25 protein-coding genes and 1 pseudogene are annotated in these 25,793 nt (G+C 67.9%); 8 read left to right on the forward strand and 18 right to left on the reverse strand.

The annotated features are described in order from the left end of the window. Nucleotides 1-46: 46 nt before the first annotated feature. The 11 genes and pseudogenes from FB560_RS11225 to FB560_RS11275 form a co-directional block, all read right to left on the reverse strand. Nucleotides 47-1,066 carry an N-acetylglucosamine kinase gene (locus FB560_RS11225; protein WP_229673118.1) on the reverse strand — a complete coding sequence of 340 codons (1,020 nt, stop codon included), beginning with the start codon at nt 1,064-1,066 and terminating at the stop codon, nt 47-49. Beyond that, complete coding sequence (locus FB560_RS11230) at nt 1,063-2,319, reverse strand: family 4 glycosyl hydrolase (protein ID WP_141872441.1); 1,257 nt, start codon at nt 2,317-2,319, stop codon at nt 1,063-1,065. Before FB560_RS11230 ends, FB560_RS11225 begins: the two co-directional genes overlap by 4 nt. Nucleotides 2,320-2,361: 42 nt before the next feature. Then, the gene (locus FB560_RS11235; protein WP_141872442.1) at nt 2,362-3,531 is read right to left on the reverse strand and encodes an ROK family transcriptional regulator; all 1,170 of its coding nucleotides are present in this window, start codon (nt 3,529-3,531) and stop codon (nt 2,362-2,364) included. Continuing rightward, on the reverse strand, nt 3,528-4,385 hold the full coding sequence (locus FB560_RS11240) for an ABC transporter ATP-binding protein (protein ID WP_141872443.1): 858 nt from the start codon (nt 4,383-4,385) through the stop codon (nt 3,528-3,530). The genes FB560_RS11235 and FB560_RS11240 overlap by 4 nt, the downstream gene beginning before the upstream one ends. Continuing rightward, nucleotides 4,382-5,240: pseudogene (locus tag FB560_RS21195) on the reverse strand (ABC transporter ATP-binding protein). The gene FB560_RS11240 and the pseudogene FB560_RS21195 overlap by 4 nt, the downstream one beginning before the upstream one ends. Beyond that, complete coding sequence (locus FB560_RS11250; RefSeq protein ID WP_170198107.1) at nt 5,237-6,229, reverse strand: ABC transporter permease; 993 nt, start codon at nt 6,227-6,229, stop codon at nt 5,237-5,239. The pseudogene FB560_RS21195 and the gene FB560_RS11250 overlap by 4 nt, the downstream one beginning before the upstream one ends. Further along, the gene (locus tag FB560_RS11255) at nt 6,222-7,226 is read right to left on the reverse strand and encodes an ABC transporter permease (RefSeq protein ID WP_141872445.1); all 1,005 of its coding nucleotides are present in this window, start codon (nt 7,224-7,226) and stop codon (nt 6,222-6,224) included. The genes FB560_RS11250 and FB560_RS11255 overlap by 8 nt, the downstream gene beginning before the upstream one ends. A gap of 40 nt (nt 7,227-7,266) precedes the next feature. Then, on the reverse strand, nt 7,267-8,931 hold the full coding sequence (locus FB560_RS11260) for an ABC transporter substrate-binding protein (protein ID WP_141872446.1): 1,665 nt from the start codon (nt 8,929-8,931) through the stop codon (nt 7,267-7,269). A 246-nt stretch (nt 8,932-9,177) separates the two neighbouring features. Next, nucleotides 9,178-10,482, reverse strand: a complete 1,305-nt coding sequence (locus tag FB560_RS11265) for a GNAT family N-acetyltransferase (RefSeq protein WP_141872447.1) — start codon at nt 10,480-10,482, stop codon at nt 9,178-9,180. 40 nt (nt 10,483-10,522) lie between these two features. Next, nucleotides 10,523-10,768, reverse strand: coding sequence for a zf-HC2 domain-containing protein (locus tag FB560_RS11270; protein ID WP_141872448.1), 246 nt, complete (start codon nt 10,766-10,768; stop codon nt 10,523-10,525). Then, nucleotides 10,765-11,427: a sigma-70 family RNA polymerase sigma factor gene (locus FB560_RS11275; RefSeq protein WP_141872449.1), complete on the reverse strand. Its 663-nt coding sequence runs from the start codon at nt 11,425-11,427 to the stop codon at nt 10,765-10,767. The genes FB560_RS11270 and FB560_RS11275 overlap by 4 nt, the downstream gene beginning before the upstream one ends. Before the next feature lie 49 nt (nt 11,428-11,476). Between FB560_RS11275 and aroA the strand changes: the two genes are divergently transcribed. The 3 genes from aroA to bcp are packed head-to-tail and all read left to right on the forward strand — an operon-like array spanning nt 11,477 to nt 14,352. Then, nucleotides 11,477-12,802 (forward strand): 3-phosphoshikimate 1-carboxyvinyltransferase, encoded by a 1,326-nt coding sequence (gene aroA / locus FB560_RS11280; RefSeq protein ID WP_141872450.1) that lies wholly within the window; start codon nt 11,477-11,479, stop codon nt 12,800-12,802. Next, complete coding sequence (gene rsgA, locus FB560_RS11285; RefSeq protein WP_141872451.1) at nt 12,799-13,869, forward strand: ribosome small subunit-dependent GTPase A; 1,071 nt, start codon at nt 12,799-12,801, stop codon at nt 13,867-13,869. Before aroA ends, rsgA begins: the two co-directional genes overlap by 4 nt. 9 nt (nt 13,870-13,878) lie before the next feature. After that, the gene (gene bcp / locus FB560_RS11290) at nt 13,879-14,352 is read left to right on the forward strand and encodes a thioredoxin-dependent thiol peroxidase (RefSeq protein ID WP_141872452.1); all 474 of its coding nucleotides are present in this window, start codon (nt 13,879-13,881) and stop codon (nt 14,350-14,352) included. Between the two features lie 12 nt (nt 14,353-14,364). Here bcp and FB560_RS11295 read toward each other — a convergent pair whose 3' ends face one another. After that, nucleotides 14,365-14,751 (reverse strand): hypothetical protein, encoded by a 387-nt coding sequence (locus tag FB560_RS11295; protein ID WP_141872453.1) that lies wholly within the window; start codon nt 14,749-14,751, stop codon nt 14,365-14,367. A 232-nt stretch (nt 14,752-14,983) separates the two neighbouring features. On the opposite strand from FB560_RS11295, the gene FB560_RS11300 reads away from it, so the two are divergent. Continuing rightward, complete coding sequence (locus tag FB560_RS11300; RefSeq protein ID WP_028503730.1) at nt 14,984-15,232, forward strand: WhiB family transcriptional regulator; 249 nt, start codon at nt 14,984-14,986, stop codon at nt 15,230-15,232. Nucleotides 15,233-15,344: 112 nt separating this feature from the next. Here FB560_RS11300 and FB560_RS11305 read toward each other — a convergent pair whose 3' ends face one another. Further along, nucleotides 15,345-16,826 carry a sensor histidine kinase gene (locus tag FB560_RS11305; RefSeq protein ID WP_141872454.1) on the reverse strand — a complete coding sequence of 494 codons (1,482 nt, stop codon included), beginning with the start codon at nt 16,824-16,826 and terminating at the stop codon, nt 15,345-15,347. Between the two features lie 24 nt (nt 16,827-16,850). Continuing rightward, nucleotides 16,851-17,237 carry an Rv3235 family protein gene (locus FB560_RS11310; RefSeq protein ID WP_188895217.1) on the reverse strand — a complete coding sequence of 129 codons (387 nt, stop codon included), beginning with the start codon at nt 17,235-17,237 and terminating at the stop codon, nt 16,851-16,853. 126 nt (nt 17,238-17,363) lie between these two features. Here FB560_RS11310 and FB560_RS11315 point away from each other — a divergent pair, with 126 nt between their 5' ends. Next, nucleotides 17,364-17,975, forward strand: a complete 612-nt coding sequence (locus tag FB560_RS11315) for a hypothetical protein (protein ID WP_141872455.1) — start codon at nt 17,364-17,366, stop codon at nt 17,973-17,975. Here FB560_RS11315 and FB560_RS11320 read toward each other — a convergent pair. Continuing rightward, nucleotides 17,963-18,241 (reverse strand): helix-turn-helix domain-containing protein, encoded by a 279-nt coding sequence (locus tag FB560_RS11320; RefSeq protein WP_170198108.1) that lies wholly within the window; start codon nt 18,239-18,241, stop codon nt 17,963-17,965. The genes FB560_RS11315 and FB560_RS11320 overlap by 13 nt on opposite strands. 98 nt (nt 18,242-18,339) lie before the next feature. On the opposite strand from FB560_RS11320, the gene FB560_RS11325 reads away from it, so the two are divergent. Both FB560_RS11325 and FB560_RS11330 read left to right on the forward strand, forming a co-directional pair. After that, on the forward strand, nt 18,340-18,960 hold the full coding sequence (locus tag FB560_RS11325) for an SAF domain-containing protein (RefSeq protein ID WP_141872456.1): 621 nt from the start codon (nt 18,340-18,342) through the stop codon (nt 18,958-18,960). Beyond that, nucleotides 18,957-20,237, forward strand: a complete 1,281-nt coding sequence (locus FB560_RS11330) for an AAA family ATPase (protein WP_141872457.1) — start codon at nt 18,957-18,959, stop codon at nt 20,235-20,237. The genes FB560_RS11325 and FB560_RS11330 overlap by 4 nt, the downstream gene beginning before the upstream one ends. On the opposite strand, the gene FB560_RS11335 is transcribed toward FB560_RS11330, so the two are convergent. The 3 genes from FB560_RS11335 to secA form a co-directional block, all read right to left on the reverse strand. Beyond that, nucleotides 20,128-21,354, reverse strand: a complete 1,227-nt coding sequence (locus FB560_RS11335) for a pyridoxal phosphate-dependent aminotransferase (RefSeq protein WP_141872458.1) — start codon at nt 21,352-21,354, stop codon at nt 20,128-20,130. The genes FB560_RS11330 and FB560_RS11335 overlap by 110 nt on opposite strands. Nucleotides 21,355-21,363: 9 nt before the next feature. Next, nucleotides 21,364-22,059, reverse strand: coding sequence for a GntR family transcriptional regulator (locus FB560_RS11340; protein ID WP_141872459.1), 696 nt, complete (start codon nt 22,057-22,059; stop codon nt 21,364-21,366). Between the two features lie 104 nt (nt 22,060-22,163). Beyond that, complete coding sequence (secA, locus tag FB560_RS11345; RefSeq protein WP_141872460.1) at nt 22,164-24,974, reverse strand: preprotein translocase subunit SecA; 2,811 nt, start codon at nt 24,972-24,974, stop codon at nt 22,164-22,166. Nucleotides 24,975-25,157: 183 nt separating this feature from the next. Between secA and FB560_RS11350 the strand changes: the two genes are divergently transcribed. Then, entirely contained in the window at nt 25,158-25,754 is a 597-nt protein-coding gene (locus FB560_RS11350; protein ID WP_141872461.1) for a PadR family transcriptional regulator, read from the forward strand. Nucleotides 25,755-25,793 lie beyond the last annotated feature (39 nt).

Here is a 25,793-nt window from a genome sequence, read left to right on the forward strand (position 1 = left end):
CATCAGGTCGCGGCGCCTTCATCGTTCCCGAGCGCGAGACGGCGTGTCAGCTCGCTCCGAGCGGCATCCGCTGCGCGAACCGCACGTCCGTGCTCAGCAGGACGGTCGCCCGCTCCAGCGCCGCCGCATCCGCTCCCGCGGCAGCCAGCACGAGCAGCGCCGCGCCGAGCACCGGCGGGGCATCGACCACGCTGAGCCGAGCGTTCGGGGCGTGCTGCGCGAGACCGACGTGGATGTCGTCGAGCAGGAGCGGGTCACGCCCACGAGCCACCCCGCCGCCGAACAGCACCGGCACCTCGGCATCGCGCAGTCCGAGGCGATCGATGCATGCGCGTACGTACGACACGACTTCCTCCGCCTGACGTCGCACGACTTCTCTGGCCACCGCGTCCCCGGCATGCGCCGCGGCGAACACCAGGGGCGCGAGCGGCGCGAACCCTTCGCCGTGGCGCCGGCCGAGATGCACATCCTCGATCAGTGCGGCCACGCTCGGCGACGCGACCGCATCGAGAAGCAGATCGACCAGCACCGTCGCCGGGCCCCGTCCGTCCTCTGCCCGCGCCGCGTGCCAGACGACCGCATCCCCCAGCTCGCCGCCACCACCCCAGTCGCCGGAGAGCGGGCCGAGAGCAGGGAAGCGCACCTGCTCACCGTCGGCCCGCACGCCGATCGCGTTCATCCCCGTGCCGCAGATCACCGCGACGGCATCCGGCGCATCCGTTCCGGCGCGCAGCAGTGCGTGCAGGTCGTTCTCGACGACGACGTCGACCGCCCACGGGAGATCGGCGAGTGCCGCCCGGAACACCGTGATCTCCTCGGCGAGGTCGAGCCCCGACAGGTACAGGCCCACCTGCGCCAGCGTCCGTGGATCGCGGCCACCGAGCGCCCGGCTCACGAGGTCGTCGATCACACCCACGGATGCGGCGAGCCCTTCCAGCTGCGGACTCGATCCCGTCCCACGCTCCCAGGCGAGCACCTCCCCGTCGATGCCGAGAAGGACCACGTCGGTCTTCGAACCCCCGCCGTCGACGGCGAGCACGACATCAGGCCGCGGCACGGTGGTCACGCCCACTCCAGGAATCGCGCATTCGCCCCGAGCAGCAGAGCCGTGAGCTTCTCCGCCCGATCATGCTGCAGCACCAGCGGGTGCGATCGCATCGCACGCAGCACCCGGTCGCGCCCTCCGTGGATCGCGGCATCCAGAGCGAGCCTCTCATATCCCGCGACCGCGCTGATGAGTCCGCTGATGTCGTCCGGCAATGCGGCGACCGGTTCGGCCACGAACCGCCCGTCGACATGACGCGCCGGCACCTCGATCACGTGATCGTCCGGCAGGAACGGGAGCACGCCGTCGTTGCGGAGATTGACCACACGAGGCACGACCGTTCCCCCGCGGATCGCGATGAGCAGTTCGATCGCGGCCTCGGAGTAGAACGCTCCCCCGCGCTTCTCCAGGATCTCCGGCTTGGTGTCGACAGCCGGATCCGCGTACAGCCGGAGCAGATCCTGCTCGATCGCACGCACCTCCTGGGCTCGTGTGGCGTGGTGCCGCTGCTCGTGCAGCACCTCGTCGTGCGCGTAGTAGTAGCGCAGGTAGTACGAGGGGATCACGCCGAGTTGTGCCAGCAGTGCAGGCGCCAGCTCCACCGTCTCCGCGAGATCACCGAGCCGGCTCTCGAGCGCGCCGGGCAGCACATCCACACCGTCGACGAAGACGCCGCGCTCCCACGTCAGATGGTTCAGCCCGACGTGCGCCAGTCCGACCCGGTCCGGTGCGACACCGGCTTCCTCGGCGAAACGGCGTTGGAACCCGATGGCGACGTTGCAGAGTCCGACCGCCCGGTGTCCCGCCTGCAGGAGCGCACGCGTGACGATGCCGACGGGGTTGGTGAAGTCCACGATCCACGCGTCCGGCTTCGCGTGCTTCCGAACGACATCCGCGATCCGCAGGACGACCGGAACCGTGCGCAGCGCCTTGGCCAGCCCACCGGGACCGGTCGTCTCCTGACCGATGCAGTCGACGTCGTGCGGCCAGCTCTCATCCTGTTCCCTGGCGTCCTGCCCGCCGATGCGCAGCTGGATGAGCACCGCATCCGCATCGCTGACGCCGGCGACGAGGTCATCCGTGGCGATCAGCCGCGCGGGATGCCCGCCCCTGGTCAGCATCCGCCGCGAGACGGCTCCCACGAGGTCGAGGCGTGCTGGATCCGTGTCGACCAGCACGATCTCCTCGATCGGGAGTTCGCCCTGCAGCCGGATGAAGCCGTCGATCAGCTCCGGGGTGTACGTCGATCCGCCGCCGACGATGGCCAGTTTCATCTGTTCTCCTTGTTCATGGTTTCGTCCGCTCGCCCGAAGGCGTCAGTCGGTGGGTATGCGTTCCTCGAGACGGGCACGGATCTGCTCCACGAGCAGGCGTCGCGCTCCGACGAGGACGGCGCTCTCGCCTGTGCCGCTCACCAGCACGTCGGGGGCGGGGCGCTCATCACGCTCCGCACGCGCGGCCACGAGCTCCGCGAGCCGCGCTCCTGCGGCGAGGCAGGTGGGCCCGCCGAGCACGATGACCGCGGGGTCGAGAACCGCGAGCACGGGTTCGAGCGTGAGCGCGATGCGGTCGGCGAGCATGTTCATCACGACGTCATCAGCGGCGAGATCCGCGAGGCTCCGCCGCGCGCCATCGCTACGGGATCCCAGCAGGTCGAGGACCACCTGCGACCCCAACAGATCGGTGGTGACCGCACCAGGAGCGCCGGTGCCGGCAGCGACCGTCAGGTAGCCGACCTCACCCGCGCTTCCGCGCGCGCCCCGGTGGATGCTGCCGTCGAGGTCGACGCCGACGCCGAGCCCCACTCCCACCCACAGGAACGCGAAGCTGCTCGCCTGTTGCGCGACACCGATCGCGCGCTCCGCCATGGTGGCCAGATTGACGTCGTTCTCGAGAGTGGCCGAAACTCCGAGCTCACGCTCGATACGCGCGCGGGCGCCGGATGAGGGCCACCCCGGGAGCGAATCCGTCAACGAGAGCGCGTCCTCCGCACTGCTCACGGCTGCCTGCACGCCGACCGTGACCGCTTCGATCGTGCTTCGGTCTGCGCCGGCGGCTCCGCACGCGGCGTCGATCGCGCGGCCGATGTCTGCCTCGGGCGAGCGGTCCATCCCGCGCACGGGGAGTTCGACGATCGGGTGCTCCGCTCCGGATGCATCGACCAGCACGGCCTGGATGCTGTCATCGAGCATGTTCACGGCGACTCCGGCGACACGATCCGTGCGCACACCCCAGCTCACCGCACTCGGACCTCGACTGCCCGCGACCTCGCCGACCGGCACGACGAGGTCCGCACGTTCGAGACGCGCGAGCATCTGCGTCGCCGTCGGCTTCGACATGCCCGACAGCTCACCCAGGCGCGTGCGGGTGAGGGGACCGTGCTCGACGATCAGGCGCAGCGCCTCCCGGTCGTTCCTGGTGCGCAACCAGGATGACGTGCCCGGATCGATCTGCGACCTGACCCTGCCTTCCGAAGGGCGAGTCATGTGCTGCCGAGTTCTTGGCGGACTTCGTCGCGGAGGCGTCCGAGGTTGTCTGGCTCCGGTGCGGCGCCGAGGAGGGTCTTGGTGTACTCGTGTCGCGGGTTCAGGATGACCTCGTCCGCGGGGCCGCGTTCGACGACGTCGCCGTGGTAGAGGACCATGATCTCGTCGGAGAAGTGGCGGGCGGTCGCGAGGTCGTGGGTGATGTAGAGCACGCCGAGGTTCTCCTCGCGTTGCAGGTCCGCGAGCAGGTTCAACACCCCCAACCGGATCGATACGTCCAACATCGATACCGGCTCGTCCGCGACGATGAACCGGGCCCCCGGCGCCAGTGCTCGCGCGATCGCGACACGCTGCCGCTGCCCACCCGAGAGCTCATGCGGGCGCCGATCCGCGAACCCCGCCGCCGGTGTGAGCTTGACACGATCCAGCAACTCCAACGCCCGCTCCCGCACCTGGACCCCCGACAGCTCGGGGTGATGCAACCGCAACGGGCGCTCGAGATGATGCGCGATCGTGTGGAACGGGTTCAACGACGCGAACGGGTCCTGGAACACCATCTGCACATCCGACCGATACCGCGCCAACGCGTTACCCCGGGTGCCCGACGGCTTCCCATCCAACAGGATCTCCCCACGGGTCGGGGTCTCCAACTTCATCAACATCCGCGCGATCGTCGACTTCCCCGACCCCGACTCCCCCACCAACGCCACCGTCTTCCCCGCAGCGATCGTGAACGACACATCCTTCACCGCATGCAGAGTCGTCGTCTTCAACCCCGAACGCAGGTGGAAGTCCTTCACCAGATTCCGCGCCTCCAACGTGGGAACCCCGACGGGCGTGTGTGTGGTGGTCATCGGACCTGCTCCTGACTGGGCTGATTCCCGGTGCGCACGAAATCGCCCCGCTCCCCCGCGAGCGACGGGAAACTCGACAACAACTTCTTCGTGTACTCATGCTGCGGCGACCGGTAAATCTCCTCCGCCGTGCCCTCCTCCACGATCTGCCCCTGCAACATCACCGCGATCCGATCACTGATCTCGATCAACATCGGCAGATCATGCGTGATGAAGATCACCGCGAACCCCAACCGCTCCCGCAACCGCATGATCTCCCGGATGATGCCCCGCTGCACCACCACATCCAACGCCGTCGTCGGCTCATCCATGATCATCACCTGCGGATCCAACGCCAACGCCATCGCGATCATCATCCGCTGACGCATCCCCCCCGGACAGCTCGTGCGGGAAACTCGTCAACCGGGCCGGATCCACCCCCACCAACGTGAGCAACTCCTCCGCCCGCACCGTCTTCGCCTTCTTGCTCATCCCGGGGCGATGCGTGTCGAAGATGTCGAAGATCTGCGCCCGCACACTGATCACGGGATTGAGCGAGTTCATCGCGCCCTGGAACACCATCGAGATCTTGTCCCACCGGAACGCCCGCAAACCCTCCCCATCCAAACCCACGATGTCGATATCGTGACCTGCCCTGTCGTGGAACACGATCTCGCCGCCGGTCATCAACGCCGGCGCCTTCAACAACCGATTCATCCCATACGCGAGCGTGGTCTTCCCACAGCCCGATTCGCCGGCGAGCCCGAGGATCTCGCCCCGATGCAACGTCAACGAGACATCACGGACCGCCCTCACAGGCGGATCCACCTCATACTCGATCGACACATTCCGCGCCGTCAACACTGCCTCACTCATGCGACTGCTCCTTCTCCACCGATGCCACGCCCGGCACGACGTGCACGCCGCTGCCGACGTGCTGCCATCGGAACCAACCGCAGCTTCGGGTTCACGACCTCGTCGATCGCGAAATTGATCAGCGAGAGCGCCGTGCCGATGAGCGCGATGATCGCTCCCGGCGGCACGAACCACCACCACGCTCCGCTGCCGACGGCCTGTCCCGTCTGCGCATCGTTGAGCACGGTTCCCAGCGTGATGGACCCCGTCGGTCCCAGTCCGAGATACGAGAGCCCCGCCTCCCCCAGCACCGCGAAGATCACCCCGAAGATGAGCTGCGCGGCCAACAGCGGCACCAGGTTCGGGAGGATCTCCACGAAGATCACCCGCAACGGACGCTCCCCGGCGACCACCGAGGCGGCGACGTAGTCCCTGGTGCGCAGAGAGCGGGCCGTGCCGCGCAGCACCACAGCCGAGCCTGCCCACCCGGTGATCCCCAGCACCAGCGCCACCAGCAGCGAGCTGCGCGCCAGATCCCCCAGACCGTCGGTGTTCTGCACGTAGGCGGCGATCACCATGACCAGCGGCAGCCCCGGAATCACGAGCATGATGTTCGTGGCGAGCATCAGCACCTCGTCCAGGGCGCCCCCGAAGTAACCCGCGAGCACGCCGAACACGAGCGCGAGGACCAGAGCCACCAGACCGGCCACCGCCCCGACGAACAGCGAGCCCTGGGTGCCCGTGGCGACCTGCGACAGCACATCGAAGCCGAGCTTCGTCGTGCCGAGAGGATGCTCGGCGCTCGGCGGCAGCAGCGCATCGAAGCTCGCGTCCCGCGGATCACCGAGCACCAACGGACCGATGAGCCCGAACAGCACGATCGCGCCGAGCATGATCACACCGGTGAGGAGCTTCCCCGACATCCGCGGGAAGCGTCGTCGGACGCGGTCCGATCGGGTGACGGCCACGGCATGCGTGGACTCTGTGGGAGAAACGATCAGGTCAGCCATCGCGGCGCACTCTCGGGTCGATGAAGCCATAGAGAAGGTCGATGAGGAAGTTCGCCGCCAGCACCGTGAGCGTGATGACGAGGAACACCCCCTGCATCAGGGCGTAGTCGAGACCTTGGACCGACTGGATCATCAGCTTGCCGAGACCGGGATAGCTGAACACCTGCTCCGTCACGATGGACCCCGCGACCACGAATCCCAGCGCGATCCCGAAGCCGGCGAGGCTGGGGATCGACGCATTGCGCGCCGCATAGGCCGTACGGATGCGCGAGGGCCGCAGCCCCTTGGCCTCCGCCGTGAGCACGTAGTCCTCGGCCATCGTCTGCACCATCATGTTGCGCATGCCGAGCAGCCATCCGCCGACCGAGGAGATCACGATCGTCGCGGCAGGGAGCAGGGCGTGCACGAAGGCGCTGAGGAAGAACGCGGGAGTCCACTCCGGCCCTGCGGGGAACTCGAACACGTCGTAGCCGCCGATGATCGGCAGGAGCCCCAACTGCACGGAGAACACCGCGACCAGTACGAGCGCGAGCCAGAAATACGGGATCGACTGGAGGAAGGTCGTGATCGGCACCAGCTGATCGAGCCAAGTGCCGCGGAGCCACCCGACCCAGGCACCGGCGAGGATGCCGAGGACGAAGGAGATTATGGTCGCCGCGCCGACCAGCGTCACCGTCCACGGCAGCGCCGCGGCGATGAGCTCACCCACTGGGGCCGGGTATCGGGTCGAGGAGATCCCGAGGTCACCCTGCAGCAACCGGCCCCAGTAGGCGAGGTACTGATCCCACAGACTCGACCCCTTCTCCGCCCCGAGGATCGAGGTGATCGCCTTGACCGTCTCCTCGGAGATCGGCCGCCCGCCGTTCGCGCGCCGGAGCTTGCCCAGCATGATCGCGGCGGGGTCGCCCGGAAGCAACCGCGGCAGGAGGAAGTTGAGAGAGATCGCGGCCCAGAGCGTGATGAGGTAGAACCCGATGCGTCGCATCCAGAACTTCACGAGGCCCTCCTCTCGATGGATCGATCCATGGGAATGCGTCCTACTTCGTGACGGGGCTGAGGTGGGTCAGGATGACGGCCGAGGCGGTCGACAGATACGGCAGCGGTGCCGCGTACATGTCGCTCTCGCTCGGCCACCCCGTGAAGTCCGCGGTGTTGAAGAACGACTGCGAGGCGTTGAGCACCACGGGGATGTACGGCAGATCCCGTGCGATCTCGGTCTGGATCGCGGCATAGGCCTGCTGTTTGATCGCCTCGTCCTGCGTCGCACCGGCCTTCTTGACGGCTTCGTCGACGACGGGGTTCGAGTAACGCGAGTAGTTCTGCCCCTTCGTGGGTTCCTCGCCGACCTGAGCGCTCGCGGTCGTCGTGAAGTACTGGTCGTAGTTGGAGTACGGATCGGCGACGAGCGACTGCGTGAGTCCGTAGAGGGCGAGCTGGAACTCGCCGGTCGAGATCGGCGTCCAGTACTCGGCCTCGGACACCGTGCGGGCGTTCACGCGAATGCCCGCCTCGGCCGCCTGCGCGCTGATCAGCTTCGCGGCGTCGTTGTAGTCGGTCCAGCCGTCCGGAGAGAACAGGTCGAGCTCGATCGCGACCCCGTCCTTGCCGTAGAAGCCGTCGCTGCCCTTGCTGTATCCGGCCGCCTCGAGGATCCCCTCGGCGGATGCGGCATCCGGCGCCTGCGGGCTCGTCGCCAGAGCGGGGTCGCCCAGCCACTTCTCATCACGCGGCAGCAGCGCGAAGCTCGGCGACGACTCGCCGGAGAGACCCGCGAAGGCCTTCTTGCTGATGGCGGCACGGTCGATCGCGATGTTCAGCGCCTGACGCACCGCAGGGTCGGTCTGCGCACCCGTGCAGCCCATCGCGGTGTCGGCGCAGGTCATGATCACGGTGGGATCCTGCTGCTGGTTCATCGTGCTGATCCGGCCGTTCGCCGTCACCCCATCCGGGTTCGCGATGAACTGCCCGACCCAGTCGAGCTTGCCGGTCTTGAGGAGGTCCTCCGACGACTGGTTCGAATCGATGCCGATGTCCTGCACCTCCTTGATCTTCGGGGGGCCGTCGCGGAACAGCGGGTTCGCCTCGAGCGTGTACGCCGCGTCCGTGAACGACTTCAGCGTGTACGGTCCCGAGCCGACCGGCTTCGGGTTCGTCTCGGTCATGTAGTCGTCGATCTCCGACCAGATGTGCTCCGGGATGATCCAGGTCGATCCGAGGATCAGCGAGGTCGCGGTGAACTTGGCGGACGAGTACGTGATCACCACGGTCGTGTCGTCGGGCGCCTCTGCCGAGACCATGTCGGGGTCGAGGTTCGATCCGTACCCGAGGCTGAAGGCGACGTCGGCGGCCGTGAGGTCTTCTCCGTCACTCCACTTGAGGTCGGGCTTGATCTTCACGGTGAGCACCGTGCCGTCCTCGTTGAACTCGAAGGAGTCGCCGATCAGCCCGACCGGCGCTTCGTCCGAGAGCTGGTTGAAGAAGAAGAGTGGCTCGTAGATCGCACCGAACGTCATGTGCGTCGCCGTGTCGACAGCGAACGGGTTGAAGTTGTTCGTGATCGGCGTCATCGACCCGGACCACATCCGGAGCGGGCGGTCGCCTCCGGACGCGCTGCCAGTGGGCGTGCAGCCACCCAGTGCCAGCGCGAGTGCGGCGGCACCGGCGACGAGAGGAAGGGTCTTCCTCCAGCGGTTGTCGTGCATGGGAACCTCGTCTCAAGAGCTTCGTTGCTGAAAATCGAGCAGGGCGAACAGGTGTCCACCTGGAGGCGAGGTTATAGTAAAGGTTCTTTCCGGTAAAGACCTTTCCAATTAATTTGTAAAGAAACTTTCTCGATCAGTTCCGTCACTGATGCGGAGAATGCCGCCCGCCCACGATCGGAGCGAACGGCATTCTCCGCGATGCATGCGGCAGCGTTGCGGGTTCTCGCGGGCCTCCGCGAGACGAGATCAGTACCAGATGTCGAGCGAGGGGGCCGGGAACGAGATGAACGCCCTGTCGAGTCTCTCGACAGTCGCCGCGTCGCCGTGGATCAACCCCGCTCCGTGCAACGCAGCGGCACGTACCCCGCCGGCGTAGAGCGAGGAGAGCGCGGCGACGCCCATGCGCACATCGGCCCCCTGATCGTCCGTGCGACTCACGGTCGCGACGCCCCGGTCGTCGATCTGCACTCGCCAGTGCCCCTGCGCGAAGCCGAGCGGGTCATCGATGCCGATCACCACGTCGAGCGGCGCCGAGAAGCGTCGCGCGGTCAACGCCGCGTCGACGTCGAGCACACGCAGCCACCCGTGGTCGTGGACCTCCTGTGTCACGCCCCGCGCGTCGGCGACGAGCCACGGCAGCGGATCGTCGAGTGGCCGCAGGTCGGCCGTCACCTGATCGACCAGGTCGTGCTGCACGGCGAATCGCCAGAGCGCCGCGACGGCATCGGTCGTCTCACCCACGAGCAGGCGCACCTGCAACGCGGAGCGGAACGTGCCGTCGATCTCGGTGAGCGTGTAGACCAGCACACCGCGGACCTCACCGGACGCGTCGCGGTACCGCACACCGCGGACCTTCTCGCGCTCCGCGTCACTCCCGGTGACACCGGCGTAGCCGTCCCAACGCCCCTGCCACCCGGCGATCTGTCCGGCGCGCGCATGGCGCGCCCGTTCGTGCACCGCTCCGAGTTCGGCCGCGAGCGCATCGCGCTCGACATACTCGACACTGCCGGCGGGCACGTGACCTGCCCAGCCCGCGCGGCGGGTGTCGACGGAGAACCGCGCCGCAGGAACGGCCGCGCCGAAGCCGTAGCGGCCGTAGATGGTGGCTTCCGACACCGTGAGTCCCGCGACGGGGACTCCCGCGGAGGCGGCGGCACGCAACTCGCCCTCGAGGAGAGCCCGCGCGATCCCGCGGCGCCGATGGGTACCGGCGACCGTCACGACGCTGATCGCCCACATCCCGAGCTCATCACCACCCGGCAGTGTCAGCGGCGTTACCCAGGAGTTGACCGTCGCGACGGGCAGCGCGTTCTCCGCACCCGTGCGGTCGAACACTCCGGTGTTGCGGCGCTCTGCGAACGTCGCCCGTTCTGCGGAGAGCGCCTCCGCCGTCGGCTCGCTCCCGAGGAAGCCTCGCGCGACCGCTCGCTGATACGACGCGGCCTGCGCATCGTCCTGGAAGTCGACGAGGCGATAGTCGAGCCCGTTCGCGGCGAGCCGGTCGACGGAGGTCTGGTCTGCGGGGATCCCCCGCGCATCGATGAAGGCCATGGCTACAGCCTAGAGTCGGAGTCCGACGGCGCGGCCCGGATCAGTGCTGGCTGGCCTGGACCTCGCGCAGTCGAGCGAAGACCTGATCACGCAGCTCCTCCGGAGCGGTCTCCTTGCACGCACGCGCCACGACTTCGGTGAGCGTGGTGGCGACGAGCGCCTCGTCCCGGCAGGACGGGCAGTTCTCCAGATGCTCGCGGATCTCGGTGTGCTCGGTGTTGCAGACCTCGTTGCGGAGGTATTCCTCCAGATCCTGACGGGCTTTGTCGCAGCCGCAGTCGCTCATTTCCTGCTCCTCGTGTCGGCCGCGGCGATGCCCCGCTCCGCGGCGTAGTCTGCCAACAGCTCCCGCAACATCCGCCTGCCCCGATGCAGGCGGCTCATCACGGTGCCGATGGGTGTCTTCATGATGTCGGCGATCTCCTGGTAGGCGAACCCCTCGACATCGGCGAGGTACACCGCCAGCCGGAAGTCCTCCGGCACAGCCTGCAGCGCATCCTTGACGACCGAAGCCGGCATGCGGTCGATCGCCTCCGCCTCCGCGGAACGGCTGTGCGAAGCGGTGGTCGACTCCGCGCCGCCCAGCTGCCAGTCCTCGAGCTCATCGATCGTGCCCTGGAACGGCTCGCGCTGCTTCTTGCGGTAGATGTTGATATACGTGTTGGTCAGGATCCGGTACAACCAGGCCTTGAGGTTCGTGCCCTGCGAGAACGTCGACCAGGAACCGTACGCCTTCACGAACGTCTCCTGTACGAGGTCTGCGGCGTCGGCAGGATTGCGCGTCATACGCATCGCTGCGGCGTAGAGCTGATCCATGAAAGGGATCGCCTGCTCCTCGAACTCGCGCCGAGGGTCGCCGACGATGTCTGCGGTTGCGGTGTCATCCATCACCGGCCAGTCTAGGCCGCTGATGTCCACAGATCCGCGCTCCAACGTCGCGATCATGCTCTCTCCTTCTCGGCGCCTGCGTCGCCGTTCACTAAGGTGGAAACCGATGAGCGTCAACAGGTATTCCCCTCCCCCTGTCCAGGGCGCCTACATCGCGCCCACCGCCGACGACGCGGTGCATGCCACCCTCACCATTCCCGGTTCGAAATCGCTGACGAACCGCGAGCTGATCATCGCGGCGATCGCCGACGGCCCCGGCCGCCTGGTGGCCCCGCTGCACTCCGACGACTCCCGCCGGATGGTCGATGCCCTCCGCGCGATCGGCGTCGGGATCGAGGAGATCGACGCCGGAGGCGAGTTCGGTCCCGACCTCGTCGTGACCCCCGCCAAGCTCACCGGCGGAGTGACCGTCGACTGCGGTCAGGCAGGAACGGTGATGCGGTTCATCGCCCCGCTGGCGGGTCTCGCCGCGCACGACGTGCACCTGACCGCGCACGAGACGGCTCTGCATCGGCCGATGGGCGGTCTCATCAGCGCTCTGCGCGACCTCGGCGTCGACATCGACGACGAGGGAACGTGGTCGCTGCCGTTCACGATCCGCGGTCATGGACGCATCCGAGGCGGCCGTGTCGAGATCGATGCCTCCGCATCGAGCCAGTTCGTGTCCGGACTCCTCCTCGCCGCCCCCCGGTTCGACGTCGGCCTGCACCTCGTGCACACCGGCGAGCACCTGCCGAGCCTGCCGCACATCGACATGACGATCGAGTCGCTGAGCCGACGAGGCATCCGCATCGAGCGCCCTGCGGTGGGCGAATGGCTCGTCGAGGCCGGCGTGCCCCGGGCCAAGGAGATCGCGATCGAGCCCGACCTCTCCAACGCGGCCCCGTTCCTCGCCGCGGCGCTCGTCACCGGCGGATCGGTGTCGATCACGGGCTGGCCCGCGCACTCCACGCAGCCCGGCGCCCTCCTGCCAGAGATCCTCCAGGCGATGGGCGCCCACACCAGTCGTCACGGCGGCGCGCTCACCGTCCGCGCCGGCACTGGCATCCGTGGGCTGGATCTCGATCTCTCAGCCGCGAGCGAACTGACCCCCACGATCGTCGGTCTCGCCGCTTTCGCCGAATCGCCCACCACCATCCGCGGCATCGGCCACATCCGCCTGCACGAGACCGATCGGATCGCCGCGCTCATCGGCAACATCCGCGCCCTCGGCGGCGAGGCGGAAGAGCTCTCCGATGGTCTGCGCATCATCCCGCGCCCTCTGCACGGCGGCGGCTGGGCGGCGCATCACGACCACCGGATGGCGACCACCGGTGCCTTGATCGGCCTGCGCGTGCCCGGCGTCGAGATCGACGAGATCGGCACCACGGCAAAGACACTCCCCGAGTTCACCTTGCTCTGGGAACGGATGCTGCGAGGCGCTGGCGCGTGAGTTGGCTGGGCGACTCCGACGACCTCGAGGACGACTTCGAGGACTACGACGAGAGCACGATCCGCACGAGACCGAACCCCAAGGGCAACCGGCCGCGGACCAAACGGCGCCCTGCGCACGAGGACGCCGTCGTGGGTCGCGTGCTCGGCGTGGACCGCGGCCGCTACACCGTGCTGCTGGACGAGGGCACCGACGACGAGCACCTCGTCTCGGCGACCAGGGCGAGGGAGCTGCGGCGCATGCCGATCGTCACCGGCGACCACGCTCGCGTCGTCGGCGACACATCCGGCGCGGAGGGCACTCTCAGCCGGATCATCGGGATCGTCGATCGCACCTCCCTGCTCCGCCGCAGCGCGGACGACACGGACCAGGTGGAACGCGTGATCGTCGCGAACGCCGATCAGATGCTCATCGTCGTCGCCGCCGCCGATCCGGAGCCCCGCGCGCGCCTCGTGGACCGCTACCTCGTGGCGGCGCTGGATGCCGGCATCCGGCCGCTGCTCGTGGTGACCAAGACCGACCTCGCCGATCCCACGGCCTTCCTGTCGCACTTCGACGGACTGGATCTCCGCGTTTTCACCAGCGCGCGGGAGGAGATGCCGACCGAGGAGATCGGCGCGGCCCTCGTCGGCCATTCCACGGTGTTCGTGGGCCATTCGGGCGTCGGCAAGTCGACCCTGGTCAACGAGCTCGTGCCCACGGCCAAGCGAGCGACCGGTCACGTGAACCAGGTGACGGGTCGCGGACGCCACACGTCCTCATCGACGGTCTCCCTCCGCTATGAGGGAGACGACGGATCCGGATGGGTCATCGACACCCCCGGTGTGCGCTCGTTCGGACTCGGTCACGTGGAACCGGCCAACATCCTGGCGGCCTTCACGGAGCTCGCACTCATCGCCGAGAACTGCCCCCGCGGCTGCACGCACCTCGCGGATGCCCCCGACTGCGCGCTGATCGAGGCCGAGGAACGGGGCGAGCTCAGCGACGCCGAACGCGCACGTCTCGACTCGTTGCAGCGACTGCTGCAGACCTTCGCCGACAAGGCCGAGCAAGCGCCCGGACGATAAGCTGGGCACGTGACTCAGCGCCTGGAACCCGGAACGCCCGCCCCCGACTTCGCCCTCCGCGACCAGGACGGCGCCACCGTGCGACTGTCCGACCTGCGCGGCCAGAAGACGGTGCTCTACTTCTACCCGGCGGCGATGACGCCCGGCTGCACGACGCAGGCCTGCGACTTCCGCGACAGCATCTCCTCGCTGCAGGGTGCCGGATATCGGGTCATCGGAGTCTCGCGCGACGAGCCCTCCACCCTCGCGGAGTTCCGCGAGCGCGACGGGCTCACCTTCACGCTGCTCAGCGACCCCGACCACGCCGTGCACGATGCCTACGGCGCGTGGGGCGAGAAGATGAACTACGGCAAGGTCGTCGAGGGCGTCCTCCGCTCGACATTCGTGCTCGACGAGGACGGTGTCGTCAGCCTCGCTCAGTACAACGTGAAGGCGACGGGACACGTCGCTCGCCTCCGCAAGCTCCTCGGCATCGACGCCTGAGGGGCCGCGCGCTCACTCGGCTTCGGCGCGCTCGCTCTCCCGACGAGCGCTCGAGATGAGAAGCACGAAGCCGATGATGCCCGGCGCGCCGACGCCCAGCGTGAACGCCCACGGGATCGGCTGCAGCGTGAGCGACGCGAGCGCGAGAGCGACGGCGAGGACCTGGAACACCACTCCGCCGGAACGGGCCCAGGAGCGTCCGACGCGGGCGCCGAACGCGAAGGCGAGGAGCGCCCCCGCACCGATCAGCGTGAGCACGATGAGGGCGATGGCGGTCGGCAACGACGCGGCGTCCCCGGCACCCAGCCCCATCAGCTCGATGATCGCGAACACCACGAGCGCCGCTCCCTCGAGGGCGAGTACCGCTGCTGCGGCGGTGGCGAGTCCTGGTGCACGCACGATGTCTCCTGAGAATCGAATGAGAAGGATGAAAACCCTTGATTTCGCAGGTTTCATGTAACAGAATAGACAGCGTCATGTGCTCCCACAGCGGCGTGGGGCGGGCGATACGCTCGCATCACAATTCGCGGGCATCCGTCCGCATCTGAACAGGGTAGCGGAACCCGAGCCGCCGCCCGAATCGAGTCGTCGCGTCGCGACATCTCTTGAAATCCCACACCGAGGAGCCCCCATGGATTGGCGCGATAAGGCCGCCTGCTTGACCGTCGACCCCGAACTGTTCTTCCCTGTCGGGAACACCGGTCCGGCTGTCGATCAGATCGAGAAGGCGAAGACCGTCTGCGCCACCTGCACGGTCACCGAGATCTGCCTGCAGTACGCCCTCGAGTCCAGCCAGGATTCGGGTGTCTGGGGAGGTCTCTCCGAAGACGAGCGTCGTGCGCTGAAGCGTCGCGCCGCTCGCGCCCGCCGCGCCTCCTGACCGGGGCTCGCGTCCACGCGGACCGGCCCTGCTGACCTCCACGGAGGTCCCCGCAGAACCGGGCCGCTGATGCCGCCGGACGATGTCGCCTCGCGACCTCGTCCGGCTTTTGTCATTTGGTCAACCAGCGCAGCGGGATGTCGATGATCACCTCGGTGCCATCGCCCTCGCTGCCGTGCCACTCGATCGTCCCGCCGAGCTCGCCCTGGATGAGCGTGCGAATGATCTGGGTGCCGAGCCCCTGACCGATCCGCCCCTCGGGGAGTCCGTGCCCGGTGTCCTTCACCGTCACCCGGAGGCTCTCCTCCGTGCGCGCCGCATCGATCGCGATCACGCCTTCCTGCCCTGCCAGACCGTGTTCGACCGCGTTCGTGACGACCTCGGTGAGGGCGAGGGCGAGCGGGGTGGCGTATTCGCTCGGCAGCACACCGAAGCGTCCGGTCAGCTGAGTCTGCGCCCGCGTGTTCGGAGCCGAGGCGACCTCGGCCACGAGCTTGAGCACGCGGTGGAAGACCTCGTCGAAGTCGACCTTCTGCGTCAGCCCCTGCGCGAGCGTGTCATGAACGACGGCGATCGAGTCCACACGGCGCATCGCCTGCGTGAGCGCGTCCCGCGCCTCGTCGGAATGGGTCCGACGGGCCTGGATCCGCAGCAGGGATGCGACCGTCTGCAGGTTGTTCTTCACGCGGTGGTGGATCTCGCGGATCGTGGCGTCCTTGGTGATGAGCTCCTGCTCCTGATGGCGCAGCTCTGACACGTCGCGGCAGAGCACGATCGCGCCGATCCGCGTGCCGTGATCCTTCAGCGGGATGGCACGCAGCGAGACCGTCACACCGCGCGCCTCGATGTCGGTACGCCACGGCGCACGACCCGTCACCACGACGGGAAGGGATTCGTCGACCTGACGGGAGGGCGGGACCAGGCGGGTCGTGACCTCGGCGAGGGACTCTCCCTCCAGCTCGTCATCGAAGCCCATCCGATTGAAGGCGGAGAGCGCGTTGGGGCTCGCGAACGTGGTGATGCCGTCCACGTCGATCCGGATGAGCCCGTCCGAGGCGCGCGGTGCGCCGCGGCGAGGAGAAGTCGGAGCCGCGAGATCGGGGAAGCTGCCGTCCGCGATCATCCGGAACAGGTCGTTCGCGCATTCATCGAAGGTGATCTGCTGGCGAGACGGCGTGCGTACCTCGCCCAGGTTCGTGTGCCGGGTGACGACGCCGATGGCCGTCGGCGCTCCCGCGCCTCGTCGACCGACGACGATCGGAACGGCCCTGACCCTGGTCGGCGTCTCCTCGAACCAGTCGGGCGACGAGGAATCGACGATCTCGGCGGAATCGAACGCGCCCTGCACCTGAGTGCGCCACTGCGGCCGCACCCGCTCTCCGACGATGTCGCGGTAGAAGAGCGTCGCCGCGCCGCTGGGCCGCGCGTGTGCGACGGCGACGAACGACCCGTCGTCGGTCTGGATCCACACGACGATGTCGGCCGATGCGAGGTCCGCGAGCAACTGCCCGTCTCCCGCGAGGCGGTGAAGCCATTCGACGTCGTTGTCGGTCAGACGGCCCTGCGCGTGGGCGAGATCACTAAGCGTTGACACTCCCCCAGCCTACGGCGACTTCGGTCAGAGCACTGCCAGGGAGGTCGCCCGCCAGCGACGGTCGAGACCTTCCAGACGGATCGCCACCGCGCGGGTCCGACCAGGCCCCGCGACGACGGCGACAGCCTCGATGACGCCGTCGAGCGGCTCGGAGACCCTGATCGAACGGATCTCGAAGGTCGGTCGGGTCGGCACCACCCCGCGCGCGCTGCGCGCCCGAGCCGACAGGTTCGCGCGGCTGACCAGATTGCGATACGCATCCTCACTGAACCAGCGTGCGAGCTGATCGACCTCTCGCACTCCTGCCAGCGCCTCGAGCACCCCCTGCGTGAGGCTGCGCAGCAGAGGCGCGGGGTCCGGCAGCGCGGCTGTCGAGGTGGGTTGCGGGGCGAAGTACTCGTGCACACTCATCATCAGTTCACTCCTGGGGAAGACGAAGGCCCAGTCGAGCATGTGCACGGCGCCGCGGAACGGGGTGACGGCAAGGAATGTGGATAACTCGTACACGGCACCGGCGGCTCACCTACGCTCGGAGCCGTGCATTGGGATCGCCTGTTCGAAGACCTCGAAGGTCAGCTGGCTGCGGAGTGGGAGACGGAGCGCGCGGTGCTGAGCGCGGAGTCGGAACGGCTGCGCATCTCGCGACTGGACCTCCGCAGCCGTCTACGGCAGCTGTGCGGGGCTCGCGCGTCCGTGACGGTCGAGCTCGCCGACGGCAGGCGACTCCCCGTCTCGCTCCGCGCGCTCGGTGCCGACTGGGTGGCCGCGGAGTCGGCGCCCGGAGACGCACTGCTCGTGGGGCGATCGACCAGGATCATGCCTCTCCACGCGATCCATGCGATCCGTGCGGACCACGGCAGTGTCCTCGCGAGCCTCGAAGACGTCGCGGAGCCCGGGAACGCCCTTCGCGAGCGGATGACCCTCGGATTCATCCTCCGAGACCTCGCCCGACGCCGCGTTCCCGTGCACCTCAGCTTGACGATCGGCGACGATGTGCACGGCACGATCGACCGGGCGGGTGCGGATCATCTCGATCTGGCGGTCCATGACGCCGGCACCGCTCGCCTTGCCGCTGCCGTTCAGGGGTTCCGGATCATCCCACTCACGACGCTCATCGCACTGCGCACCATGGGCGATCAGATGCTGTGAGGTGTCGACGGGCCCCACACCTCAGGGAAGCTCGCGACCTGCGACTGCCGCCACAGCGCCATCCGTCGGGAGTGCTCCACCTGCGCGACGAGGTAGTCCTCCACACTCGACTCCTCGATCCGCCAGCGTGCCGGCGACCCCAGCTGTACTCCGCGCAGCTCACCTTCGTGCACGAGGTCGATGACCTCGTCGACGCCGATCTGCAACAGCTCAGCGACCTGCGCGGGCGCGAGCAGGCGCGGGACGGCGGGCGACGCATCAGGCATGCGCCCATTCTCTCCCACGTGCCCGGCACGCCCCACTCCCCCCTCCTCCTGTGGATAACTCGGCGGGGTTCCCGCCGATCTCTGTGACGATGTTCGCCATGACCATTCCCTCCCGTCCTCGGCGTGCCTTCTGGGGAGATGTCCGGTTCCTCATCGGCATCGCTCTGATCGTGCTGTCCATCTCCGGTGTCTGGCTCATCGTCTCGTCATCCGATCGCACGGCTCCCGCGCTGCAGGCGACCAGGACGATCACCCAGGGCGAAGCGCTCGTATCGGGCGACTTCCAGGTGATCGAAGTCGGACTGGGCACACTCGCCGACGACTACCTGTCGCCGCAGGACCTGACACCGGGACACATCGCGGCGCGGACGGTCGCAGAGGGCGAGCTGATTCCGGTCTCGGCGGTCGGCGACGCCGACGACAGCCGCACCACCACGATCGTCGTGGAGAGCGGGACGCCCGTCCCCGATGAGGTGGCTGCGGGTGCCGTGGTGGAGCTCTGGCAGGCACCGCCGCGCGACGACGGCCGCACCTTCGACACCCCCAGGATCCTGGTCGCGGACGTGATCGTGCGCGACGTGCGGACCTCGGACGGCATGCTCGCGGAGTCGGGCGTCGTCGTCGAGGTGGTGATCGACCGGGCGGACGTCTCGGATGTGCTCGCCGCGGTCACCGGCGGCTCCATGCTCTCCGTGGTGCCGGTGGGATCGGGATCGTGACGAAGATCCTGCTCGCCATCTCCGAGCCGCGTGCGCGCGAGCTGGCGTCCGAACTGGAGCTGGAGGGCCACACGGCGGTGGTGACAGCGACGCCGGGCATCGAGGCCCTCCGTGCGCTCCTGGCCGATGTCGAGGCGATCGTGGTCCCGGCGGCGCGTTCGATCCTGACCTCCGACCTGATCTCCGCCTGTGATCGTGCCGGCGTCCGCATCCTGGCCCTGGGTGGGACCGACAGCCGCGCACTCGGTCGGCTCGGGATCGGTGCGGTCCTCCCGAGCGACGCGAGCGGCTGGGCGGTCGCCGCCGCACTGACCCAGGAGATCGCCGCGTCTCCTCCTCCGCAGACACGACCGCAGCCTCGGCTCATCGCCGTGTGGGGACCTCACGGGGCGCCAGGTCGCTCGAGCGTCGCCGTGCAGATCGCCGTCGAACTCGCGCGTTCCGGCCGTCGAACCGCGCTCGTCGACGCCGACACCGTCGCACCCTCGCTCGCCCTGCTGTTGGGGCTCAGCGACGATGCGCCGGGCATCGCGGCAGCCTGTCGGCGGGCGGAACTCGGAGGGCTCGACGCGCGCGAGCTCACGCGGCTCGCGAGCACGGTCGAGACCAGTGGCGGGGACATCGACGTGCTCCCCGGGATCAATCGTCCGACGCGGTGGCCCGAATTGTCGGCAGCACGGCTGACGGCCGCACTACAGGCCTGTCGGCGCTGGGCCGATGAGACCGTCGTCGACGTCAGCGCTGCGTTCGACGCGGACGACGAGGCCACGTACGACATGGCGGGTCCCCGTCGGCACGCCGCGACGACGGCCTCACTGCGAGAGGCGGATGCCATCATCGCCGTCGCCGCAGCAGACCCGGTCGGCATCAGTCGTTTCCTCCGCGACCATGCCGAGCTGCGCCGTCTCGCCGGGCCGACGCCGACCAGCGTCGTCGTCAACCGTGTCCGGTCAGGACCGCTGGATATCGATGCCCGCGGCCAGATCCGGCGCACGCTGGAGCGCTTCGCCGGCATCACGGACGTCACGTTCCTGCCGTGGGATCAGCGTGCGGCCGATGCCGCTCTGCTGCATGCCCGCCCGATGTCGGACGTCACACCGCGATCGGCACTGGTGGCGTCGATCCGCAGCCTCGCGGCCTCGATGACGCCGTCCGCCGGCTCGAGCGCTACTGGCGGTAGCTCGAGAGGAAGTTCCCGAGCCTTTCGACGGCTTCGCTCAGGACGCGCGGTTCGGGGAGCGTCACGAGGCGGAGGTGATCCGGCGTCGGCCAGTTGAACCCGGTGCCCTGCACCAGAAGCATGTGCTCGGAGACCAGCAGATCGTAGACGAGCTTCGCGTCGTCTCGGATCTCGTGCACTTCGGGGTCGAGGCGCGGGAAGGCGTAGAGTGCACCCTCCGGCTTGACGCAGGAGACACCGGGGATCTTCTGCAATCCCTCCCAGGCGATGTCCCTCTGCTCGTGCAGACGCCCCGTGGGCGCGATGAGAGCTTCGATAGACTGCACTCCTGACAGCGCGGCCTGCACCGCATGCTGCGAAGGCACATTGGGACACAGCCGCGTCGAGGCCAGCAGCGTGATCCCCTCGATGAATCCCTTTGCGTGCCCCTGCGGCCCGGTGATCACCAACCACCCTGAACGATATCCGGCGACGCGATACGTCTTGGACAGACCGTTGAAGGTCAAGCAGAGCAGATCAGGGGCCAACGTCGCAGTCGGGATGTGCACGGCACCGTCGAAGAGGATGCGATCGTAGATCTCGTCCGAGAGCAGGAGCAGCTGATGCTCACGAGCGATCTGCACCAGCCCCTCGAGGATCTCCCGGGAGTACACCACTCCTGTCGGGTTGTTGGGGTTGATGATCACGAGCGCCTTGGTGCGCGGGGTGATCTTCGAGCGGATGTCCTCCAGGTCGGGCTGCCACGCATCCTCCTCGTCACAGAGGTAGTGCACGGGCGTGCCACCGGCGAGGCTCGTCATCGCGGTCCACAACGGGTAGTCCGGTGCGGGGATCAGCACCTCGTCGCCCTCGTCGAGGAGCGCTTGCATCGTCATGGTGATCAGCTCGGAGACGCCGTTGCCGAGGTACACGTCGTCCGGCCCGAAGCGCGGGAAGTCCTCGATCTCCTCGTAGCGGCTGACCACTGCTCGGCGTGCGGAGACGATGCCCTTGCTGTCGCTGTAGCCGTGCGCCGTGGGCAGCGCGGCCAGCATGTCGTGGACGATCTGGTGAGGCGCATCGAACCCGAAGATCGCCGGGTTCCCGGTGTTCAGCTTGAGGATCTTGTGACCCTCTGCTTCCAGACGCGCCGCCTCGACGAGGGCGTTTCCGCGAATCTCGTACAGGACGTTCTTGAGCTTCGACGACTGGTCGAAGGTGCGCGATGGTGTCATCGAGCAAGCCTACAACCGTCGCGAGGACCCCTCGTGCACCGCCGAGGACGACGCCGCCGTCTTCGCCGCGCGCATGTGCGCCTCACGCTCTCGACGGCTGCTGTCGATGTGGGACAGCGCGAGCTCTTCGGCGCGGTCGCCGTCACGCTCGCTGATCGCCTGGAACAGCGCCTGATGCTGCGCGGCGACGTGCGCGAGATCGTCGTGCTGCGAAAGCCCCCAGCGCAGCTTGCTGCGCATGCCCTGCATGAGGTCGCCCAGCAGCCGATTCTCGGTGAGGACCGTCACCTGCTCGTGGAAGTCCGCCGCGGCGCGGCGCGATGCGATCGGGTCGCCGGCGGTAGCGCTGATCGTCTCCTCGTCGAGGGTGCGCCGCAGCTCGTCCAGACCGTCGCGACGGTGACGCTCCGCCGCCAGGCGGAAGGCGAGAGGCTCCAGCACCGAGCGGACCTCGTCGAGATCGGTCATGTCCGCGGCGGTGAACTCGCGCACGATCGCCCAGGTCCGCGGCCGGAGCGTCACCAGCCCCTCCACCTCGAGGATCTTCAGGGCATCGCGCACGGGTACGCGGCTCACTCCGAAGTCGGCCGCCAGGTCCCGTTCGATCAGGCGGCTTCCGGGAGCTCGCACACCGTCGAGAATGGCATCGCGAAGCCAATCGGCGACCCTGGTGGATTCGAGAACGCCCTCATCTGCACTGGTCACTGGCCCCTATTCCCCTCCGTCTGCGCGGTCCCGGCCGCCGATCCGATCGCCGGGTAAGGAGAAGGGGCCGATCCTCCAGGATCGGCCCCTTCTCACCGGTGCTGCTACTTCTTCTTCTTGCCCTGGGCGCGGCGCTGCTCGCGGTTTCCGGCTGCCGGCTGTGCCGGTGCATCCGTCCGCTGGCCGAAGGCACCGCGTGCGGCCTGCTCCGGCTCGGCGGCCGGCTCCGCAGCGTCGCGTGCGACGGCGGCCTGACGCAGCCGATCGGTCGCCGCCTGCTGAACCTGTCCGCGATCGTTGCGCACCTCGACCTCGCCCGCGTCGTTCGCGGCGGAGTACTCGAGGCGCTGTTCGCCGCCGTCCGTCGACAGGCCCTTCGCCTCGACCTCGGTGGTCTGCGTATCGCCGGCGCGACGCACCTCGACCTCGAGGTTGTAGAGGTAGCCGACCGACTCCTCCTTGATCTGTCCCATCATCGACTGGAACATCGCGTAGCCCTCACGCTGATACTCGATCAGCGGATCACGCTGGGCCATCGCGCGCAGGCCGATGCCGTCCTTGAGGTAGTCCATCTCGTAGAGGTGGTCGCGCCAGCGGCGATCGAGCACCTGCAGCACGACGCGGCGCTCGAGTTCGCGGGTCGCGGCGTCGCCGAGCGACTCCTCCCGCTTCTCGTAGGCGATCTTCGCATCCGAGAGCAGCTCGCGGGTGAGTCCGTCGGCGTCGATGCCGCCCTTGCGGTCGGCAGCCTCGGCGACGACCTCGTCGATCGTCACCCCGACGGGGTAGAGCGTCTTGAGCTCCGTCCAGAGTGCATCGAAGTCCCAGCTCTCGTTGTGCCCCTCGCCGGTGTGATCCCGCACCACTCCGCTGATCGCATCTTCGATGAAGTGCTGCACGCGGTCGGCGATGTCGTCGCCGTGCAGGATGTGACGGCGGTCGGTGTAGATCGCCTCACGCTGACGGTTCAGCACGTCGTCGTACTTGAGGACGTTCTTGCGCATCTCGGCGTTGCGCGACTCCACCTGCGACTGCGCGCTGCGGATGGCGCGTGACACGAGCCCGGATTCGATCGGCACGTCGTCGGGGAAGTTCGTACGAGCGAGGATCGCCTCGGCAGCGCCCGACTGGAACAGCCGCATGAGGTCATCAGTGAGGCTCAGGTAGAAGCGGCTCTCTCCGGGGTCGCCCTGACGTCCCGAACGTCCACGCAGCTGGTTGTCGATACGACGCGACTCGTGGCGCTCGGTACCGAGCACGTAGAGTCCCCCGGCCGCAATGACCTTCTCGGCCTCACCGGCGACGGTGGCCTTCATGGCCTCGTAGGTCTCGTCCCAGGCCACCTCGTACTCCTCGGGGGTCTCGACAGGGTCGAGTCCCTTCGACTTGAGGTCCTGCACGGCGAGGAACTCCGCGTTTCCGCCGAGCATGATGTCGGTGCCTCGACCGGCCATGTTGGTCGCCACGGTGACGGCGCCGAGCCGTCCCGCCCTGGCGACGATCTCGGCCTCGCGTGCATGGTTCTTCGCGTTGAGGACCTCGTGCTTGACGCCCTTCTTCGCGAGCAGACGAGAGAGGTACTCGCTCTTCTCGACGCTGACGGTTCCGACGAGCACCGGCTGGCCCTCGGCGTGACGCTCGGCGATGTCCTCGACCACCTGGGCGAACTTGGCCGTCTCGTTCTTGTACACCAGGTCCGACTGATCCTTGCGGACCATCGGCTTGTTCGTCGGGATCGGGATCACGCCGAGCTTGTAGGTCGACATGAACTCGGCGGCCTCGGTCTCCGCGGTACCGGTCATGCCGGCGAGCTTGTCGTAGAGACGGAAGTAGTTCTGCAGCGTGACCGTCGCGAGGGTCTGGTTCTCCGCCTTGACCGGCACGCCCTCCTTGGCCTCGATGGCCTGGTGGATGCCCTCGTTGTAACGGCGGCCGACCAGGATGCGACCGGTGTGCTCGTCGACGATCATGACCTCGTCGTTCATCACGACGTAGTCGGTGTCCTTCTTGAACAGCGCGAGCGCCTTGATCGAGTTGTTCAGGAACGAGATCAGCGGAGTGTTCGCCGACTCGTAGAGGTTGTCGATGCCGAGGTAGTCCTCGACCTTCTCGATGCCGGGCTCGAGGACGCCGACCGTGCGCTTCTTCTCGTCGACCTCGTAGTCCTCGCCGACCTCGAGGGTCCGGGCGATCTTCGCGAACTCGGCGAACCAGCGGTTGGCCTCGCCCGACGACGGGCCGGAGATGATGAGCGGCGTGCGCGCCTCGTCGATGAGGATCGAGTCGACCTCGTCGACGATCGCGAAGAAGTGCTCGCGCTGGACGAGGTCTTCCTTGCGCCACGCCATGTTGTCGCGCAGGTAGTCGAAGCCGAACTCGTTGTTCGTGCCGTAGGTGATGTCGGCTGCGTACTGCTCGCGGCGGACGGCGGGGGTCTGCCCCGAGACGATGATGCCCGTGGTCATGCCCAGCGCACGGAACACGCGGCCCATGAGCTCCGCCTGGTAGCTGGCGAGGAAGTCGTTGACCGTGATGATGTGGACGCCCTGACCGGCGATCGCGTTCAGATACGCCGGGAAGGTCGCGACCAGCGTCTTTCCCTCACCGGTCTTCATCTCGGCGATGTTCCCGAGGTGGAGGGCAGCGCCACCCATGATCTGCACGTCGTACGCGCGCATGCCGAGTGTGCGCTTGGCCGCCTCGCGCACCGCGGCGAAGGCCTCCGGCATCAGCTGGTCGAGGGACTCGCCCTTTTCGAACCGGGCACGCAACTCTGCGGTCTCGTTGCGAAGCTCGTCGTCGGTGAGCTTGGAGATGTCCTCTTCCAGCGCTCCCACGGCCTTGACCACCTGGTTCAAGCGACGGATGATCCGTCCTTCACCGGCGCGCAGCAGCTTCTCAAGAGGATTGGCCACGGATGTCATCTCCCTGTTGGTGGGTCAAAAGCCGGCGGCCGTTCAGGCGATCGCCAGGCATATGTTGTCATGTTACCGGCCCGTGACCTGCACGTCGCCTGCACGCGTCGTCGACGATCCCGGAGGACTGCATATCGGGTATGCATATACTCGGTATCGCATTCGTCTCGACGGGAGATCAACATGTCGGTGCGCCAGAGCCTGCTCGCCATCCTGGACCAGGGTCCCTGCTACGGCTATCAGCTGAAGCACGAGTACGACCGTCGCACGGGGGCGACGTCCTCCCTCAACGTGGGCCAGATCTACAACACGCTCGAGCGCCTCGAACGGGATGGGCTCGTCCGGCGCGGCGAGGCCGATGAACGCGGTCATGTGTACTGGCAGATCACGGATGACGGCTCTCTCGAGGTCGCGCGGTGGCTGGCTTCGCCCGTCATCCGCCGCAACACCACGCGTGACGAGCTCGCCGTCAAGCTCGCCGTCGCCGCGACCCTCCCCGGAATCGATGTGGCCGCTGTCATCCGCACACAGCGCGCCGAGTCCCAGGCACAGCTGCATACGCTGCAGCAGGCGAGATACGCCGGCGAGAACGCCGGTGGTGCGGAGGAACTCGCCTGGACTCTGGTGATGGACTCGATGCTCTTCGCCGCCGAGGCCGAGACCCGCTGGCTCGATCACGTCGAGGAGCGCCTGTCGCAGCGCCCAGGAACCGCCGCCTCGCTCGCGCTTGCGACCGAGCGCCCGAAACGAGGTCGGCCCGCGCGGATCGGCGCGGCCTGAGGCGCCCACACGGCGTTCGCCTGGAGCGGATGCGCAGCC

The sequence above is a fragment of the Microbacterium saperdae genome (assembly GCF_006716345.1).
Lineage (GTDB): Bacteria > Actinomycetota > Actinomycetes > Actinomycetales > Microbacteriaceae > Microbacterium > Microbacterium saperdae.

Coding starts and splice junctions, on each gene's coding strand:
- FB560_RS11350 (WP_141872461.1), top strand. CDS start 25,158: ATGTCGGTGCGCCAGAGCCTGCTCGCCATCCTGGACCAGGGTCCCTGC.
- FB560_RS11240 (WP_141872443.1), bottom strand. CDS start 4,385: ATGACCACCACACACACGCCCGTCGGGGTTCCCACGTTGGAGGCGCGG.
- FB560_RS11300 (WP_028503730.1), top strand. CDS start 14,984: ATGGATTGGCGCGATAAGGCCGCCTGCTTGACCGTCGACCCCGAACTG.
- FB560_RS11325 (WP_141872456.1), top strand. CDS start 18,340: ATGACCATTCCCTCCCGTCCTCGGCGTGCCTTCTGGGGAGATGTCCGG.
- FB560_RS11310 (WP_188895217.1), bottom strand. CDS start 17,237: ATGAGTGTGCACGAGTACTTCGCCCCGCAACCCACCTCGACAGCCGCG.
- FB560_RS11270 (WP_141872448.1), bottom strand. CDS start 10,768: ATGAGCGACTGCGGCTGCGACAAAGCCCGTCAGGATCTGGAGGAATAC.
- FB560_RS11230 (WP_141872441.1), bottom strand. CDS start 2,319: ATGAAACTGGCCATCGTCGGCGGCGGATCGACGTACACCCCGGAGCTG.
- FB560_RS11250 (WP_170198107.1), bottom strand. CDS start 6,229: ATGGCTGACCTGATCGTTTCTCCCACAGAGTCCACGCATGCCGTGGCC.
- FB560_RS11265 (WP_141872447.1), bottom strand. CDS start 10,482: ATGGCCTTCATCGATGCGCGGGGGATCCCCGCAGACCAGACCTCCGTC.
- FB560_RS11275 (WP_141872449.1), bottom strand. CDS start 11,427: ATGATCGCGACGTTGGAGCGCGGATCTGTGGACATCAGCGGCCTAGAC.
- FB560_RS11235 (WP_141872442.1), bottom strand. CDS start 3,531: ATGACTCGCCCTTCGGAAGGCAGGGTCAGGTCGCAGATCGATCCGGGC.
- FB560_RS11260 (WP_141872446.1), bottom strand. CDS start 8,931: ATGCACGACAACCGCTGGAGGAAGACCCTTCCTCTCGTCGCCGGTGCC.
- FB560_RS11335 (WP_141872458.1), bottom strand. CDS start 21,354: ATGACACCATCGCGCACCTTCGACCAGTCGTCGAAGCTCAAGAACGTC.
- FB560_RS11320 (WP_170198108.1), bottom strand. CDS start 18,241: ATGCCTGATGCGTCGCCCGCCGTCCCGCGCCTGCTCGCGCCCGCGCAG.
- aroA (WP_141872450.1), top strand. CDS start 11,477: ATGAGCGTCAACAGGTATTCCCCTCCCCCTGTCCAGGGCGCCTACATC.